Here is a 15,968-nt window from a genome sequence, read left to right as displayed (position 1 = left end):
CCCCGGCCCAGCACGGCCGCCGGCCGCCCTGTTCCGACCCCCGAATGAGGACATGATGGCGGGAATACCGGAGACCATCAGCTATCCCATGCCCGGCACGGCCCAGCTGCCCGGCAACACGGCCGGCTGGACGGCCGACCCGGACCGCGCCGTGCTGCTGGTGCACGACATGCAGCGGTACTTCCTGCGGCCGCTGCCGCGGGACCTCTCGCCGGGCCGCGAACTCGTGGCCAACTCCGCGCTGCTGCGCGAGCGGTGCGCCCGGCTCGGCATCCCGGTGGCCTACACCGCGCAGCCGGGCGGGATGACCGCCGAGCAGCGCGGACTGCTCAAGGACTTCTGGGGACCGGGGATGACGGTGGCTCAGGAGGACCGCCGGGTGGTCGACCCGCTGGCGCCCGCCGGACCGGACTGGCTGCTCACCAAGTGGCGCTACAGCGCCTTCCACCGCACCGACCTGCTGGAGCGGATGCGCGCGGCCGGGCGGGACCAGCTGATCCTCTGCGGGGTCTACGCCCACGTGGGCGTGCTGATGACGGCCGTCGAGGCGTTCACCCAGGACATCCAGGCCTTCCTGGTGGCCGACGCGGTCGCCGACTTCTCGCTGGAGTACCACCGGCTCGCGCTGGCCTACGCCGCCGAGCGCTGCGCCGTGGTGCTCGGCACCGCCGAGCTGCTGGACCGGCTACCGGCCGGCCGGCTGGACCGGAGCGCGGCCCGATGAGCCCCGCCACCGCCGCCGGGCGGCGCATCCTGGACCGGGTGCTGGCCGGCCCGCCGACCCCGTTCGCCCTCCTGCACCGCCCCGAATCCACCGATGCCCCGGGCGAGTTGGACCTGCTGCTGGGCACCGTGAGCGCCGTCGGCTCGCTGACCGCACTGCCGCTGGCGGCGCAGGCCGGGCCGGGCCACGAGGTGCTGGTGCTGCTGCCCTACCGGCAGATCGCCGAGCGCGGCTTCGACGCCCCGGACGACGGCGCCCCGCTGCTCGCGATGGCCGTCCGGGAGCAGGGCACCCTGCCGGTGGAGGAGGTGCTGGCCCGGATCCCGGACCGGCCGGCCGAGCTGGCCGGCGCCGGCTTCGACGTGGACGACGAGGCCTACGCGGCCACCGTGCGCCAGGTGATCGAGCAGGAGATCGGCCGGGGCGAGGGCGCCAACTTCGTGATCAAGCGGTCCTTCACCGCCGAGATCACCGACTACTCCCCCGCGCACGCGCTGGCCTTCTTCCGCCGCCTGGTCGAGCGGGAGCAGGGCGCGCACTGGACCTTCATCATCCACACCGGCGAGCGCACCTTCGTCGGCGCCAGCCCCGAGCGGCACATCAGCCTGCACGGCGGCACGGCGGTGATGAACCCGATCAGCGGCACCTACCGCTACCCGGCCTCCGGCCCCACCCTCACCGGGGTGATGGACTTCCTGGCCGACCGCAAGGAGACCGACGAGCTCTTCATGGTGGTCGACGAGGAGCTGAAGATGATGGCCCGGATCTGCGACTCCGGCGCCCGGGTGGTCGGCCCGCAGCTCAAGGAGATGGCCCGGCTCGCCCACACCGAGTACTTCATCGAGGGCCGCAGCACCCGGGACGTGCGGGAGATCCTGCGCGAGACGCTCTTCGCGCCCACCGTCACCGGCAGTCCGCTGGAGAGCGCCTGCCGGGTGATCAACCGGTACGAGCCACAGGGCCGGGGCTACTACAGCGGCCTGGCCGCGCTGATCGGCCGGGACGCGGCCGGCGAGCGCGCGCTGGACTCGGCGATCCTGATCCGCACCGCCGACATCGACACCGCGGGCCGGGTCCGGATCGGGGTCGGCGCGACCCTGGTGCGCCACTCCGACCCGGACTCCGAGGTGGCCGAGACCCGGGCCAAGGCGGCCGGGCTGCTCGCCGCGCTCAGCGGCGGCCAGGGCCCGCGCGGCTTCGCCGGCCACCCCGAGGTGCGGCGGGCGCTGGCCGGGCGCAACGGCCGGCTGGCGCCGTTCTGGCTGCGCGGCGAGGACGGGGCGGACGGCGAAGCCGCGCCCGAGCTGGCCGGGCGGCGGGTGCTGGTGGTCGACGCCGAGGACACCTTCACCTCGATGATCGACCTGCAACTGCGCTCGCTGGGGCTGGACGTGACGGTGCGCCGGTTCGACCAGCCGTACCGGGTCGAGGAGTTCGACCTGGTGGTGATGGGGCCGGGCCCCGGCGACCCGCGGGTGGCCGGGCAGCCGAAGATCGCCCACCTGCGGGCCGCCGTCGCCCGGCTGCTGGCCGAGCGGCGCCCGTTCCTCGCGGTCTGCCTGAGCCACCAGGTGCTGAGCACCCTGCTCGGCCTCGAGCTGGTCCGCCGGGAGGTGCCCAACCAGGGCGCCCAGCGCCGGATCGACCTGTTCGGCACCCCGGCCCTGGTCGGCTTCTACAACAGCTTCGCGGCCCACTGCGAGCAGGACGCCTTCACCGCGCCCGACGGCCTCGGCCGGGTCGAGGTGAGCCGCGACCCGGCCACCGGCGAGGTGCACGCGCTGCGCGGGGCGGCCTTCGGCTCGATGCAGTTCCACGCGGAGTCGGTGCTGACGGCGGACGGCGTGCGGATCGTCCGGGAGGCGCTGGGCGCGCTGCTCGGCGGCGACCGGGTGGGCTCCCGGTGAGCGCCGGGCTGTACGCGAGCGTGGTCTGGTGGGACCTCGCCGAATCCGAGCAGACCATCGAGTCGCTGCGTGGCTTCCTGCGCGAGCAGGCCGTCGGTGTCTTCGCCCGGGTCCCGGGCCTGCGCCTGAAGTTCTGGATCTCCGACCCGGCCGCCGGGCGCTGGGGGGCAGTGCTGCTCTGGGAGTCCCGGGCCGCCGCCGAGGCCCCGCTGCCCGGGCTGGCCGCCGGGCTGATCGGCTACCCGCCGACCCACAAGTTCGGCTTCGACGTGGAGGCCACCGTCGAGGGCCGCCACCACCTGCCGCTGCTCGCCGGGCACGGCCTGGCCCTGGAGGGCTGAGGGATGACGACGACCGTACTGATCGCCGGCGGGGGGATCGGCGGCCTGGCCACCGCGCTCTCGCTGGCCGCCCGCGGCTACCGAGCGGTGGTACTGGAACGCCGCTCCGAGTTCGCCGAGCTGGGCGCGGGCATCCAGATCGGCCCGAACGGCTTCGCGGCCCTGGACCGGCTCGGCGTGGGCGCCGAGGTGCGCGCCCTGGCCGTGCACATCGACGAGTTGCGCTTCATGGACGGCACCACCGACCGGCGGGTGGCCCGGATGCCGCTGACCGGCCGTTACCTGGCCCGGTTCGGCAACCCCTACGCCGTGGTGCACCGGGCCGACCTCTACGCCCCGCTGCTGGCCGCCTGCCGGGCGCACCGGCTGGTGGAGCTGCGCCCGTCCAGCGCGGTGGCCGGCTACCGGCAGGACGACACCGGTGTGACCGCCGTGCTGGAGGGCGGCGATCCGGTCCGCGGCGCCGCCCTGGTGGGCGCCGACGGCATCCGCTCGGCGGTGCGCGAGCAGCTGGTCGGCGACGGCGAGCCGCGGGTCTCCGGGCACACCATCTACCGCTCGGTGATCCCGATGGAGCGGGTGCCCGCGGAGTTCCGGTGGAACTGCGTGACGCTCTGGGCCGGCCCCGGCTGGCACTTCGTCCACTATCCGATCGGCAGCGGCAGATACCTCAACCTGGCCGCCACCCGGGACGACGGCGCGACCACCGCGGTGGTCGGCCGCCCGGCCGAACGGGCCCACGTGCTCAGCGAGTTCCCGCAGCTCGGGGTGGTCGCCCGGGCGCTGCTGGAGCTCGGCGAGGACTGGCGGGAGTGGGTGCTCTGCGACCGCGACCCGATCGACCGCTGGAGCGCGGGCCGGGTGGTGCTGCTCGGTGACGCCGCGCACCCGATGCTGCAGTACGCGGCGCAGGGCGCCTGCATGGCGCTGGAGGACGCGGTGCTGCTCGGCGACCTGGTGGGCGGCGCCGGCCGGGACGAACTGCCGCAGCGCTTCGAGTGGTTCACCGCCGAGCGGGCCGGGCGCACCGCCCGTACCCAGCTGGTGGCCCGGGAGATGGGCCGCCGGCTCTACCACCCGGCGGGCGCCGCGGCCGCGGAGCGCAACCGGATGCTCGGCTCGCTCTCCGAGGACGAGCTGCACGACAAGGTCGCCTGGCTGCACGGCCACCCCCTGTCCGCGCCGGTCGCGCCGACCGGCGCGGGGCGCTGAACGAGAGGAGCAAGGATGAGTTTCCACCTCGGCGGCGAACGCCTGCACCGGGTGGTGCACGTGCCGCCCGGCGGCGGCCCGAGCCGGTGGGCGTTCGGGGACAAGTACACGGTCAAGGGCGGCGAGGAGCTGACCGCGAAGTCCTTCTTCCTGATGGAGGCCCTGGTGCCGCCGGGCGGCGGCCCGCCGCCGCACATCCACCACCTGGAGGAGGAGGCCTTCTACGTGCTGGACGGGCTGGTGGACCTGCGCAGCGGCGAGGAGGTCCTCAAGCTGCGGACCGGCTCCTTCGTCCATGTGCCCAAGGGCCTGGTGCACGGCTTCAAGAACGTCAGCGACGAGCCGGCCAAGCTGCTGATCCTCTTCGTGCCGGGCGGCAAGGACCGGTTCTTCCTGGAGGCCGGCGTGCCGGCCGACAACGGGGCCCCGCAGCCGCCCGCCGCGCAGTACGAGCTGGACGTCGAGCGGGCGCTGCGCGTGGCCACCGAGTTCGGCGACTCGTACGCGTGACCACCACCCCTTTCCTGATGAGGAGTTGACCCATGCCCGAGTCGACCGGCCTGATCGACGTGCACCACCACGCGATCCCCCCGGGCTATGCGGCGGCGCTCGGCGACAGCGTCGCCATCCCCGGTGTGGACTACCCGACCTGGACGCCGCAGGACAGCCTGGAGCTGATGGACCGCAACGGGATCGCGGCCGCCGTGCTCTCCATCACCGCGCCGGGCGTGGGCTTCCTGCCGGCTGCCCCGGCCCGGCAGCTGGCCCGCGGGGTCAACGAGTACTTCGCCGACCTGGTGCGCACCCACCCGCGCCGGTTCGGCGGCTTCGCGGTGCTGCCGCTGCCGGACGTGGCCGCCGCCAAGGACGAGATCGGCTACGCGCTGGACGAGCTGGGGCTGGACGGGGTCGGCCTGCTGACCAGCTACCAGGGGCGCTACCTGGGCGACCCGGAGTTCGAGCCGGTGCTGGCCGAGCTGGCCGAGCGCGGCACCCCGATCCACGTGCACCCGACGACCCCGCCCGCCAAGGACCTCGCGACCTTCGGACTGCCGCCCTCCCTCTACGAGTTCACCTTCGAGACCACCAGGACGGTGGTCAGCCTGCTGTTCGCCGGGGTGCTGGACCGGATCCCCGGGCTGAAGTTGGTCTTCTCGCACGCCGGCGGCACCCTGCCGATGCTCGCCAAACGGCTCACCTACGGCCCGACCATCGGCTCCTACCTGCGCGACCGCCCGCCGGCGGACGTGCTGGCCTCGCTGCGCCGGCTGCACTACGACATCGCGATGTCGGCAAACGAGTTCGCGCTGCCGCCGCTGACCGCACTGGCCGATCCCGGCCGGATCCTGTTCGGCAGCGACTTCCCCTTCATGCCCGACTGGCACACCGCCGAGACCGTCGAGGGCTTCGAGCGGTTCCCCGGCTGGACCGATGAGCAGCGCCGGGCGATCGGACGGGAGAACGCCCTGCGGCTGCTGCCCCGACTGGCCGCCCGCCTCGCCTGACGACCGGTCGACTCCCACCCACAGAAAGGCAACACCGCACATGAGCACCACCGAGAACGGATGGACCCGGCGCCGCCTGCTGGCCAACGCCGCGGTGACCCTGGGCACCACGGCGGCCGCCTCGGCCGCCCTGGCCGGCGGGGTCTCGCTCGCCGACACCCCCGCCCCGGCGGCCGGCGACCCCGCCGCCGCGGGCCGGAAGCCGCTGGACGGGCCCTGCGGCACCCCGTTCCAGGCCGCCACCGTGACGCCGGCCGACGCCCGCTACCCGGACCTCAACCACGGCCTGAACAACCGCTGGGTCGGCAGCCCGGCCGCGATCCGGGTGGTCAGCACCACCCAGCAGATCATCGACACGGTGCAGGAGGCGGCCCGGGCGGGCAAGAAGCTGACCGTGCGCAGCGGCGGCCACTGCTACGAGGACTTCGTCGACAACGCGCGGACCCAGATCGTCATCGACATGTCGGAGATGTCGCAGGTCTACTACGACGCCGACCGCAAGGCCTTCGCGGTGGAGGCCGGGGCGCTGCTACTGGACGTCTACGAGCGGCTGTACAAGACCTACGGCGTCACCGTCCCGGCCGGCATGTGCTTCGACGTGGGCGCCGGCGGCCACGTCAGCGGCGGCGGCTGGGGCATGCTCTGCCGCGAGCTCGGCCTGGTGGTGGACTACCTGTACGCGGTCGAGGTGGTCACGGTGGACGCCCGCGGCAACGCCCGCGCGGTGGTCGCCACCCGCGAGCCCGACGACCCCAACCGCGACCTGTGGTGGGCCCACACCGGTGGCGGCGGCGGCAACTTCGGCGTGATCGCCCGCTACTGGTTCCGCTCCGGCACCAGCGACGGCGGCAACCCGGCGCAGGCCCTGCCCACCCCGCCGGCCGAGGTGTACATCAGCGCGCTCTCCTGGGACTGGAGCCTGATCACCCCGGAGATCTTCGCCACCCTGACCCGCAACTTCGCCAACTGGCACGTGGCCCACGCCGACCCCGGCAACCCCTACGCCGGCCTGGTGAGCTTCCTCAAGCTCAACCACCGCTCCAACGGCCAGATCGGCCTGCTGACCCAGATGGACGCCTCCGCGCCGGACGCGCTGCAGAAGCTGCAGGACTTCGTCAACGCGGTCTGCGCCGGGGTGAACCTGCCGCACGGCCCGATCACCACCGCGATGGGCGAGCACGGCCCGATGCCGGAGTTCTACGTCCCGACGAAGCTGCCCTGGCTGCAGGCCACCCGCTACCTGGGCGTCACCAACACCACCCTGGTGGACCCGACGCTGCGCGGCGACTTCAAGTCGGCCTACAACCGCAAGGCGCTCTCCGAGGAGCAGATCGCCGCCTTCTACCGGCACCTCACCACCGACCTGCAGAACCCGGCGGCGATGGCGCTGCTCAGCTCCTACGGCGGGGCGGTCAACAAGGTGGCGCGCACCGCCACCGCCCAGGTGCACCGGGACTCGGCCTTCAAGGTGCTCTACCAGACCTACTGGTCCGACGCGGCCGACGACGACGCCAACCTCGGCTGGATACGCGCCTTCTACTCGGAGGTCTACCAGGCGACCGGCGGGGTTCCGGTGCTCGACGGCACCACCGACGGCTGCTACGTCAACTACGCCGACATCGACATCAGCGACCCGGCGTACAACCTCTCGAGCACGCCCTGGTCCACCCTCTACTACGGCGAGAACTACCCCCGGCTGCAGCAGGTGAAGGCGGCCTGGGACCCGACGAACTTCTTCAACCACCGCCAGTCCGTCGAGCTGCCCTCGTCCTGACCGGACTCCACTGCGGGGCCCGCCCGTTGGGCGGGCCCCGCAGTGCTGTGCCTCAGGCCGGCTCGCCGAACCACCGGCGCAGCGCGGTGACGAGGGTCTCCCGGTCGCTGCCGCGGCCCTGGGCGCTCCAGGCCGTGTAGCCGTCGGGGCGGACCAGCAGCGCGTCGGTGCCGATCGGCTCGTCGGTCACGGCGGTCAGCACCTCCACCCGGTCCTGCCAGGGCCGGGCGGCCTGCCGCAGCTCGCCGCGGTCGCCCAGGTCGAGCAGCAACGGCTTGGCGTCGTGCAGCAGTTCGGCCAGGCCGACGGCCCGGTTGTGGAGCTTGAGCGGCAGGTCGGGGGCGAGCCGGCCGGCCTGCGGGTCCTCCGGCCGGCCCACGTCATGGCAGACCGCGGTGCCGGAGATCATCCCGCTGAGCACCTGGTTGACCTGCGGCAGGTGCATCAGCCCGGCGAACAGCTCGCGCAGCGAGTCGGTGCGCGGGTCGGGGTTCATCAGCGCCACCTGCGCCCGGACGTTGAACAGCACCTCGGCGGCGACCGGGTGGCGCTCGCTGTGGTAGCTGTCCAGCAGGCCTTCCGGGGCCCAGCCGTTGACCGTGGCGGCCAGCTTCCAGCCCAGGTTGACGGCGTCCTGGAGGCCGAGGTTGAGGCCCTGGCCGCCGGCCGGGAAGTGCACGTGCGCCGCGTCGCCGGCCAGCAGCACCCGGCCGCGCCGGTAGTGCTCGGCCTGCAGCGCGGCGTCGCTGAACCGGGTGAGCCAGCGCGGGGAGTCCATCGGCACGCTGCGGCCGGCGATCCGCTCGACCTCGGTGCGCAGCTCGGCGAGGGTGACGGGGGCGGAGCGGTCGGGGTGCGGGGCCCGGAAGTCGTAGGTGGAGATCCGGCTCTGGCCGTGCGGGTTGAGCCAGACCATGGTCCAGCCGCGCTCGTTGCGCTGCCAGCCGGCCGGGGCGCTGCGCGGGTCGAGCAGCCGGACCTCGCCCATCAGCGCGGCCACCCCGGCGGGCGTGCCGAGGAACCGGATGCCGCGCTGCCTGCGCACGGCGCTGCGGGCGCCGTCGCAGCCCACCGCCCAGCCGGCCGTCACCTCGCGGGTGGCGCCGGCGCCGTTGCGCACGGTGAGCCGGACCCGGTCGCCCAGGTCCTCCACGCCGACCACCTCGGAGTCCCGCTCGATGGTGGCGCCGTAGCCCTCCGCCCGGCGGGCGAAGACCTGCTCGGCGTAGGCCTGCGGGCTGCCGACGATCGCCGGGCCCTCGTCCACCACGGCGGAGAGGTCCAGCTCGAACATGCCGGCGAAGTGGAACGGCACCGGGCCGCGCCACTGCCGGCCGACCACGCTGCCGGGCTGCACGGCCTCCAGCAGCCCGCGCCGGTGCAGCACCTGGGCGGTCCTCGCGTGCAGCGTGCCGGCCTTGGACTCGCCGGTGGGGGTGGGGAGTTGTTCCAGCACCAGGGTGCGGACGCCGTGCAGGGCGAGTTCGCCCGCCAGCAGCATCCCGACCGGACCGCCTCCTACAACGACGACGTCGGGGCCGGGCTCGGGGTCGACGGACATGGCGGACCTTTCTGAGCGGGCGGTTCGTGGGTGGGTGGCCATGCGGAGGGGCGGAAGCGGCTGCCGCTTCCGCCCCTGGGGTGGTGCCGCGCGCGGGTCAGTGCGCGCTGGAGGCCGGGGCCGGTTCCGGCGCGTCGGCGGGCGCGGGCAGGTCGGCGGCGGCGGCCCTGCGCGGCAGGGTGAGCGCGACCAGCGCGCCGAGCAGCACACCGGCCGCCGCGATGAAGACCGCCGTCCTGGTGCCGTCGGCCATCGCGCTGTGCAGCGCGTCGCCGACCTTGCCCTTGGTGCCGGAGTTGGCCACCGCGATCAGGATCGCCAGGCCGACCGCGCCGCCGATCTGCTGGGTGGTGGAGGCCATGCCGGAGGCGATGCCCTGCTCGCCGGGGGCGACGCCGGAGGCGGCGGCGATCCACATGCCGGTCCAGGTGATGCCCTGGCCGATGCCGGCCACCACCAGGCCGGGCACCAGCGCGAGGTAGCCGCCGTGCGCGCTGATCCCGACGGCCAGCACGGCGGTGCCGACCGCGGCCACCACCAGGCCGGTGAAGAGCGTGGTGCGGGTGGCGATCCGGGTGGCCATCCGCTCGCCGACCTGGGTGCCGGTGGCGATCGAGAGGGACGGGACCAGGAAGGCGAGGCCGGTCTGGATCGCGCTGTAGCCGTGCACCGACTGGAAGAGCACGGTGAGGAAGTAGGGCAGCGCGCTGAGCGTGCCCATGAAGATGAAGGTGATCGCCATGCCGGCCGCCAGGCTGCGGTTGCCGAAGAGCCGCAGCGGCATCAGCGGGTCGGCGGCCCGGGACTCGATCAGCGCGAAGGCGGCGAGCAGCAGCACCGCGAGCACCAGGCAGACCACCATCTGCGCGGAGCCCCAGCCGGCCGAGGGCGCCTCGACCAGCACGTAGACGAGCAGGGTGACGCCCGCGGTGGCGGTGAGCGCGCCGGGGAGGTCGAAGCTGCGGCGCTCGGCGGCGGCGGGGTCGCGCGGGATCACCGCGAGGGCGGCCAGCGCGACGATGCCGGCCAGCGGCACGTTGACGAAGAAGACCGAGGCCCAGCCGAAGGCGCCGGTCAGGAAGCCGCCGAGCAGCGCGCCCAGGGTCAGGCCGCTGGCCCCGGCCCCGCCCCAGACCGCCAGCGCCCGGTTCCGCGGCGCCCCCTCCTCGAAGAGCGTGTTGATCAGCGAGAGGGTGGCCGGGAAGAGCAGCGCACCGCCGAGACCCTGCACGGCGCGGACCGCGACCATCGTGCCGGGGTTGCCGGCCAGGCCGCCGACCAGCGAGGACGCCGCGTACAGCCCGAGCGCCAGCACGAACATCCGGCGCCGGCCGAGCAGGTCGGAGGCCCGGCCGCCGAGCAGCAGGAAGCCGCCGAAGGCGACCGCGTAGGCGCTGACCACCCACTGCAGGGACTGCGCGGAGAAGCCGAGCTTGCTGCCGATGTCGGGCAGCGCCACGTACACGATGTTGAAGTCCAGCGAGATGATCAGCTGTGCGAAGGCCAGCAGGGCGAGCACCCAGCCATTGGCGCGCGACCCGGCCCCGGAACGGGGGACGGCACTGGTTGTGGACACGGGGGGACGACCCTTCTCGACCGCGGAAAGTCTGGACGTACTGGACGTACCGAGGGATGCGCGGGCAGCGGCGCATCAGTTGAACCCTACGTGGATAGTCGTACGGTTCGCCCGTGACTGTCAACCGCACCAGGCGGGAGGACTGTTCGACTTTCTACGGACGGTCGAGTTACCGTGACCGAATGGCAGTCCATCACCCGACGCGAGAGCAGATCCAACTGGAAGCCGTGTTCACGGCCCTGTCCAACCCGCTGCGCCTGCGGGTGGTCCGCACCCTGGCGGCCGGCGGCGAGCACCCCTGCGGGGCGCTGCTGGTCGGCGTCTCCAAATCCACCCTGACCCACCACTGGCGGGTGCTGCGCGAGGGCGGCCTGATCTGGCAGCGGCCGGTCGGGCGCGAGCTGCTGCTCTCACTGCGCCGCGAGGACCTGGACGCGAGGTTCCCCGGACTGCTGGACGCGGTGCTGGCCGCGATCGACGTGGCGGAGGTGCCGGACGGCATGGAGCCGGTGGCCTGAAGGGGCCGAACGGCGGCGGCCGCCCACCGGTCGCGGTGGACGGCCCCTCCCGGGCCAGGCCCTAGGCCGCGCGGTACAACTCCTCGGACTGCGGCGCGTGTTCGGCGGCGGCGGAGTCGAACTCGCTGAGGATCAGCGCCGCGTGGGCCACCGAGGCGAGTGTCATGTGCCGGTGCCAGCCCTGGAACGAGCGGCCCTCGAAGTCCCGGATGCCGACCTGTTCGGAGACCTTGGCGAAGTCGTGCTCCACCCGGAGCGAGAGCTTGGTCATGCCGAGCAGCGCGGGCGGCGAGGCCTGGGTGATGTTGGTCAGCCAGAGCCGGGTCGGGCGCGGGCCCGCCTTGGCCCACTCGGCGAATAGCAGCAGCGGCGGCTGCGGCTCCAGCACCCGGGCCAGCCGGACCGGCGCGGTGGCGACCAGGCTGCGGCGCACGGCCCCGCTGTCCGGGTCCACCCAGCTGACCGGGCGGCGCATCGCCAGCAGCGAGCCGGCGATCTGCAACGAGGTCAGCTCGTTGTGGCCGGGCAGCTGCGGGCCACCCTGGCCGTCCATGCTGAGCCAGGCGTTGTCGCAGACCCGGAGCACCACCGGCACCTGGGCGGCGGCGAACCGCCTTATGCAGTCGGCGACTTCGAGGGAGTCCACGTCCAGCACGACCGGGAAGTGCCGGGTCTGCCAGTCCTCGGTGACGGCGAGCACCGCCCGGCAGGCGCAGCCGCCGAGGGTGCTCTCGGCGCCGCCGCTGGGGATGCCCGCCTTGCGCCGCCGGGCGCCGTCGGACAGCCAGGCGGGCGGCAGGAAGAGCCCCCAGTTGACCGGCACGCTGGCGGACTCGGAGGCGAGCCAGACCCCGAACGCCTGCTGGCTGTTGACGGTCTGCCCGAGCTCCGGCACGAAGTGGCGCTCGACGCCGACGGAGGAGGTGCCGGACTTGGTCACCACCATCTGCTTGACCACCCAGGCGCGGTGGACCATCGCGTACTCGAGGTAGCGGGCGAGGGCGCGGCGGATCGGCAGCCAGTCCCAGGACGAGGAGCTGATGAAGTGTTGAAGGCTCTGCTGCACCGCACCACCGCCGAACTTCTCGGCGATGTTGCTCATCGACTTGCGCCCCTCGACCGACAACAGACCGCGGACGTACTGCTCCCCCCGCAACCGCTGGTCCCGTCTCGCCATGGGAGCCAGGAGCCGCGGAACGAGATCCGCGATGATCGACTCCACTCGGGGATCATGCTCACCAGGGCCGCACAGTGTCTCCATAGAGTCCCCCCAGGCCTCTCACGACCAGATCACAGGTATCTCACAGCTCCACCTCGGCAGAGCGTAACAAGCCCCCCGAGAGCGGTGTCAACAAGGAACGGGTGCGGATACTTCCAGTTCCAACGAACGGTCGGAACCGGCGAATTGATGCCGTGAAGCCCCACCCGGCCGGCGGTTCACGGTGCGGAATCCGCGCCCGGCCGACCCAGCCCGGCAGCGGCCGCGGCGGCAGGTGGGCCGCCGGGCAGCACGAGGCGCGCACCCGGCGCGGCGATGCGGCGGCGACGCGGTGCGGTACGGTGCGGTTCCACCGTCTCACCGGCCGGGGCACGACGGTAGCCCCGCAAGGTCGTCGCACTGCCGCGGCGGCGTTTCCTGGCCATGATGGTCCATCAGTTCTCGGTGCTGGTAGAGCTATTGGAGCCGGTGGCGCGAGTGTGGCGGCAGCGCGTGGAGTTCAGCGTGCACCGGCTGAGGACCGCCGGCTTCCGGAGGTCGAGATGGTCCGCGCGGGGGTCTGCACCCGGTGGCGTGAGCGCGGGCCGGCCTCACCTCCCCCGGTGGTCGTTCGGCGCCAGCCGCGGCCCGTACTTCGGCGGCCGCAACCCCGTCAGCCCGATCAGCCGGCACACCCGGTGCCGGTGCGGCGTGAACGGGGCGAGCAGCGTCAGCATCTCCGCGTCCGTCGACCTCGGGCGGCCCACCATCGCCCAGCCGACCCAGTTCTTCAGGTGGAAGTCGCCCACCGAGACCGCGTCCGCATCCCCGTTGGACCGCTGCAGCGTCTCCGCCGCCGTCCACTCCCCCACCCCCGGTACCGCCGTGAGCCGGGCCACCGCCTCCGCGTGCGGCATCCCCGAGGCCTGCTCCAGGCGCGCCGCCAGCCGCACGGCGCGCTGCACGGTGTCCGCGCGCTTGGAGTCCACCCCCGCCCGGTGCCACTCCCAGGACGGGATCAGCGCCCACTCCCGGGCCGCCGGCGGCACCCGCAGCCGCGGGTCCGGGCCCGGGGCGGGGGTCCCGAAGGCGTACAACAGCTGCCGCCAGGCCCGGTAGGCCTCGTCGGTGGTGACCTTCTGCTCCAGGATGGCCGGCACCAGGGACTCCAGCACCAGCCCCGTCCGGCAGAGCCGCAGCCCGGGGTTGGCCCGCTGGGCCTCGCGCAGCGGGCCGGGCGGCAGGCGCAGGCCGGCCGGGTCGTCGGAGGCGCCGAGCAGGTCCGGCAGGCGGTCCAGCAGCCAGTCGGCGCCCGGACCCCAGGCGGCCGCCCGCACCGGCCCGCCGGCCGCCGCCGCGATCCGCAGCGTGCCCGGCCCCGCCGGGGTGCGGGAGGCGCGCCAGACCGTGCCGTCGCGCTCCAGCCGGCAGGCGGGGTCGCCGGGGCCCCGGCGCAGCGGGAAGAGGGTGCGGCGCAGGTCGAGCGGGTGGTCCGGGCGCCAGTCGCGCTCCCGGGTCGGTTCGGTCACCGGTCCAGTCTGGCCGGGGGCACTGACAGCTACCGGCGCCCCTGCAGGTGGGCGGCCCAGTCGCGGATCGCCGGCAGCCGGTCGAAGAGCCGGCCGCCGGGGCAGTCGGTGTTGAAGGCGTCCCGGTGGCCGGAGATCGCGGCGAAGGTGTGGCTGGTTCCCTCCGGGTAGCGGCTGCCGCTGTTGGCGGAGGTGAGCACGGCGCTGCCGCGCGCGTCCCGCCCGGTGAGGCCGAGCTTCCAGGCGGCGATCTTGGCGATGCCGTCCAGCTGGGCCTGCGGCGCGTCGCTGCCGCTGAAGGTGCCGAGCGCCGCCACCCCGGCGGAGTCGGTGTTGAACCCCAGGGTGTGCGCGCCGAGCACCGGCCGGGAGACCCCGCCGGCCCGACCCTCGAAGATCGTGCCGCACTTGTCGACCAGGAAGTTGTAGCCGATGTCGCGCCAGCCGTTGGTCTTCACGTGGTACTGGTAGATCGCCCGGATCAGCTTGGGGCTGTCCGAGCAGGCGTAGTCGTTTCCGGTGTCGGTGTGGTGCACGAAGACCTCCCGGACATCACCGGTGTAGGCGTACCCCGGCTGGCGCAGCGACTCGTCGGCGCCCCAGCCCGAGCGGGTGACGATGCCGGGCCGCGGTGCCTGGTGGGCGGCAGCCGGGAGCATCCGGTCCTGCTCGGGTTCGACGGCCCTGGTCCGGCCTGACGTGCCGTCACCGGGGGCCACCAGGTCGACCCGCAGCCCGGCCGGCAGCTCGCCGCCGCCCGCGACCCGGACCTCCACGCCGTCGCTGGGGCCGACCCAGCGCGGGGCGGTGGCGCCGCGGGCGCCGGGGGCACCGCCCTCGGCGCTGTCGGGGCGGTCCTCGGAGTCGGCGGTCAGCTCCTGCCAGCCGCTCCACCGCCCGCCGGTGCGGGTGCGGACCTGGACGGTACCGGGCAGCTCGGCCGCCGGGTCGTCCCAGCTGACGCCGAGCAGCGAGTAGGCGGCGGTGGAGCGGGCGGTCAGTCCGCGCAGCGGGGTGCCGCCGGACCGGTCGCTCGGCAGCGGGCCGAGGGCCAGCGCGGTGGTGTGCGCGGCGCGGCCGGCGGGGTCGGTGACCGGGGCCGGGGCGGCCGGGGTCTGGAGCATCAGGGTCAGGGCGCAGCCGGCGCCCAGCAGCATGGAGGAACGAATCAGCATAAAACGGATGATCGGCCGAATTCGGGCTGCCCGCCACCGGGTCGCCACCGGGCCGCCACCCGGTTTCTGACGGACACTCGACAACCGCGACGGCTCCCGCGCCGCGCCCCGTCCCCCCTCCCCCGGGCCCGGGGCCAGGCCGTAGTCTGGGTGGCACCATGACTGCGCCTTTCGCTGCCGACGCCCGTACCCCCGCCGAGCTGCTGCGAGCCGCCCTCGGTGAGGACCCCGCCCGCCCGCTGGTCACCTTCTACGACGACCAGACCGGCGAGCGGGTCGAACTCTCGGTCAAGACCTTCGACAACTGGGTCGCCAAGACCGCCAACCTGCTGCAGGACGAGCTGAACGCGGGCCCCGAGGACCGGGCCGCGCTGCTGCTGCCGGCCCACTGGCAGAGCGCGGTCTGGCTGCTGGCCTGCTGGTCGGTCGGGGTCACCGCGGTGCCCGGCGGCGACCCGGCCGATGCCCAGCTGGTGGTCAGCGGCCCGGACGGGCTGGCGGCGGCCCAGGCCTGCGAGGGCGAGCGGGTGGCGCTGGCGCTGCGGCCGCTCGGCGGCCGGTTCCCGCAGCGGCCGGAGGGGTTCCTCGACTACGCGGCGGAGGTGCCGGGCCAGGGCGACCGGTTCGCCCCGTACTCGCCGGTGGTGTCCGACTCGCTGGCGCTGGAGACGGTGGTGGACGGGCTGGCGCTCAAGCTGACCGGCGAGCAGACCGTGCAGCTGGCGCGGGAGGGCGCGGCCCGGCTCGGCCTGGAGCGCGGCTCCCGGGTGCTCAGCACCCTCTCCTACGACGACTGGGCCGGGCTGGAGGCGGGCCTGCTGGCGCCGCTGGTGGCCGGCGGCTCGGTGGTGCTCTGCCGCAACTCCGGGGGGCTGACGGAGGATCAGTGGAAGTCCCGGATCGACTCCGAGCGGGTCACCCTGCGCGTGGGGTGACCCGCCCCAGCGG

General features: G+C 74.1%; 14 protein-coding genes. 9 read left to right on the top strand and 5 right to left on the bottom strand.

The genetic code is table 11. The annotated features are described in order from the left end of the window. Nucleotides 1-55 precede the first annotated feature (55 nt). Genes ACFYNO_RS05105 through ACFYNO_RS05075 form a run of 7 tightly spaced genes read left to right on the top strand, consistent with a single transcriptional unit; the run spans nt 56 to nt 7,463 of the window. Nucleotides 56-724: an isochorismatase family protein gene (locus tag ACFYNO_RS05105; RefSeq protein ID WP_388005518.1), complete on the top strand. Its 669-nt coding sequence runs from the start codon at nt 56-58 to the stop codon at nt 722-724. Then, on the top strand, nt 721-2,631 hold the full coding sequence (locus ACFYNO_RS05100; RefSeq protein WP_388005398.1) for an anthranilate synthase family protein: 1,911 nt from the start codon (nt 721-723) through the stop codon (nt 2,629-2,631). Before ACFYNO_RS05105 ends, ACFYNO_RS05100 begins: the two co-directional genes overlap by 4 nt. Next, nucleotides 2,628-2,972, top strand: a complete 345-nt coding sequence (locus tag ACFYNO_RS05095) for a hypothetical protein (protein ID WP_388005395.1) — start codon at nt 2,628-2,630, stop codon at nt 2,970-2,972. The genes ACFYNO_RS05100 and ACFYNO_RS05095 overlap by 4 nt, the downstream gene beginning before the upstream one ends. Nucleotides 2,973-2,975: 3 nt before the next feature. Next, nucleotides 2,976-4,184: a 3-hydroxybenzoate 6-monooxygenase gene (locus tag ACFYNO_RS05090; protein WP_388005392.1), complete on the top strand. Its 1,209-nt coding sequence runs from the start codon at nt 2,976-2,978 to the stop codon at nt 4,182-4,184. 15 nt (nt 4,185-4,199) lie between these two features. Continuing rightward, on the top strand, nt 4,200-4,694 hold the full coding sequence (locus ACFYNO_RS05085; protein WP_388005389.1) for a cupin domain-containing protein: 495 nt from the start codon (nt 4,200-4,202) through the stop codon (nt 4,692-4,694). A gap of 32 nt (nt 4,695-4,726) precedes the next feature. Continuing rightward, the gene (locus ACFYNO_RS05080; protein ID WP_388005386.1) at nt 4,727-5,689 is read left to right on the top strand and encodes an amidohydrolase family protein; all 963 of its coding nucleotides are present in this window, start codon (nt 4,727-4,729) and stop codon (nt 5,687-5,689) included. Between the two features lie 40 nt (nt 5,690-5,729). Next, the gene (locus ACFYNO_RS05075) at nt 5,730-7,463 is read left to right on the top strand and encodes an FAD-binding oxidoreductase (protein WP_388005383.1); all 1,734 of its coding nucleotides are present in this window, start codon (nt 5,730-5,732) and stop codon (nt 7,461-7,463) included. Nucleotides 7,464-7,515: 52 nt separating this feature from the next. Here the strand turns inward: ACFYNO_RS05075 and ACFYNO_RS05070 are convergent, their stop codons facing one another. Together ACFYNO_RS05070 and ACFYNO_RS05065 are read right to left on the bottom strand one after the other, a co-directional pair. Then, entirely contained in the window at nt 7,516-9,024 is a 1,509-nt protein-coding gene (locus ACFYNO_RS05070; protein WP_388005380.1) for an FAD-dependent monooxygenase, read from the bottom strand. Nucleotides 9,025-9,121: 97 nt separating this feature from the next. Continuing rightward, nucleotides 9,122-10,600: an MFS transporter gene (locus tag ACFYNO_RS05065; protein WP_388005377.1), complete on the bottom strand. Its 1,479-nt coding sequence runs from the start codon at nt 10,598-10,600 to the stop codon at nt 9,122-9,124. Nucleotides 10,601-10,782: 182 nt separating this feature from the next. Between ACFYNO_RS05065 and ACFYNO_RS05060 the strand changes: the two genes are divergently transcribed. Further along, a complete protein-coding gene (locus ACFYNO_RS05060; protein WP_388005374.1) occupies nt 10,783-11,118 on the top strand; it encodes an ArsR/SmtB family transcription factor in 336 nt (111 codons plus the stop codon). 61 nt (nt 11,119-11,179) lie between these two features. Here the strand turns inward: ACFYNO_RS05060 and ACFYNO_RS05055 are convergent, their stop codons facing one another. From ACFYNO_RS05055 to ACFYNO_RS05045, 3 genes are all read right to left on the bottom strand, one after another. Next, entirely contained in the window at nt 11,180-12,295 is a 1,116-nt protein-coding gene (locus ACFYNO_RS05055) for an IS701 family transposase (RefSeq protein WP_388005371.1), read from the bottom strand. Between the two features lie 632 nt (nt 12,296-12,927). Continuing rightward, the gene (locus ACFYNO_RS05050; RefSeq protein WP_388005368.1) at nt 12,928-13,845 is read right to left on the bottom strand and encodes a DNA-3-methyladenine glycosylase family protein; all 918 of its coding nucleotides are present in this window, start codon (nt 13,843-13,845) and stop codon (nt 12,928-12,930) included. A gap of 29 nt (nt 13,846-13,874) precedes the next feature. Next, the gene (locus tag ACFYNO_RS05045) at nt 13,875-15,020 is read right to left on the bottom strand and encodes an N-acetylmuramoyl-L-alanine amidase (RefSeq protein ID WP_388005365.1); all 1,146 of its coding nucleotides are present in this window, start codon (nt 15,018-15,020) and stop codon (nt 13,875-13,877) included. 158 nt (nt 15,021-15,178) lie between these two features. On the opposite strand from ACFYNO_RS05045, the gene ACFYNO_RS05040 reads away from it, so the two are divergent. Beyond that, nucleotides 15,179-15,955, top strand: a complete 777-nt coding sequence (locus ACFYNO_RS05040) for a TIGR03089 family protein (protein WP_388005362.1) — start codon at nt 15,179-15,181, stop codon at nt 15,953-15,955. The last annotated feature ends 13 nt before the right edge of the window (nt 15,956-15,968 follow it).

The sequence above is a fragment of the Kitasatospora sp. NPDC006697 genome, assembly GCF_042869935.1.
In the GTDB taxonomy this organism is placed as follows: Bacteria; Actinomycetota; Actinomycetes; order Streptomycetales; family Streptomycetaceae; genus Kitasatospora.
This window is presented reverse-complemented; position numbering and strand designations above follow the sequence as displayed.

Excerpts from the sequence above, each read along its gene's own strand:
- ACFYNO_RS05040 (WP_388005362.1), top strand. The coding sequence starts at position 15,179 with ATGACTGCGCCTTTCGCTGCCGACGCCCGTACCCCCGCCGAGCTGCTG.
- ACFYNO_RS05055 (WP_388005371.1), bottom strand. The coding sequence starts at position 12,295 with ATGGCGAGACGGGACCAGCGGTTGCGGGGGGAGCAGTACGTCCGCGGT.
- ACFYNO_RS05070 (WP_388005380.1), bottom strand. The coding sequence starts at position 9,024 with ATGTCCGTCGACCCCGAGCCCGGCCCCGACGTCGTCGTTGTAGGAGGC.
- ACFYNO_RS05060 (WP_388005374.1), top strand. The coding sequence starts at position 10,783 with ATGGCAGTCCATCACCCGACGCGAGAGCAGATCCAACTGGAAGCCGTG.
- ACFYNO_RS05080 (WP_388005386.1), top strand. The coding sequence starts at position 4,727 with ATGCCCGAGTCGACCGGCCTGATCGACGTGCACCACCACGCGATCCCC.
- ACFYNO_RS05090 (WP_388005392.1), top strand. The coding sequence starts at position 2,976 with ATGACGACGACCGTACTGATCGCCGGCGGGGGGATCGGCGGCCTGGCC.
- ACFYNO_RS05075 (WP_388005383.1), top strand. The coding sequence starts at position 5,730 with ATGAGCACCACCGAGAACGGATGGACCCGGCGCCGCCTGCTGGCCAAC.
- ACFYNO_RS05085 (WP_388005389.1), top strand. The coding sequence starts at position 4,200 with ATGAGTTTCCACCTCGGCGGCGAACGCCTGCACCGGGTGGTGCACGTG.
- ACFYNO_RS05105 (WP_388005518.1), top strand. The coding sequence starts at position 56 with ATGGCGGGAATACCGGAGACCATCAGCTATCCCATGCCCGGCACGGCC.
- ACFYNO_RS05045 (WP_388005365.1), bottom strand. The coding sequence starts at position 15,020 with ATGCTGATTCGTTCCTCCATGCTGCTGGGCGCCGGCTGCGCCCTGACC.
- ACFYNO_RS05100 (WP_388005398.1), top strand. The coding sequence starts at position 721 with ATGAGCCCCGCCACCGCCGCCGGGCGGCGCATCCTGGACCGGGTGCTG.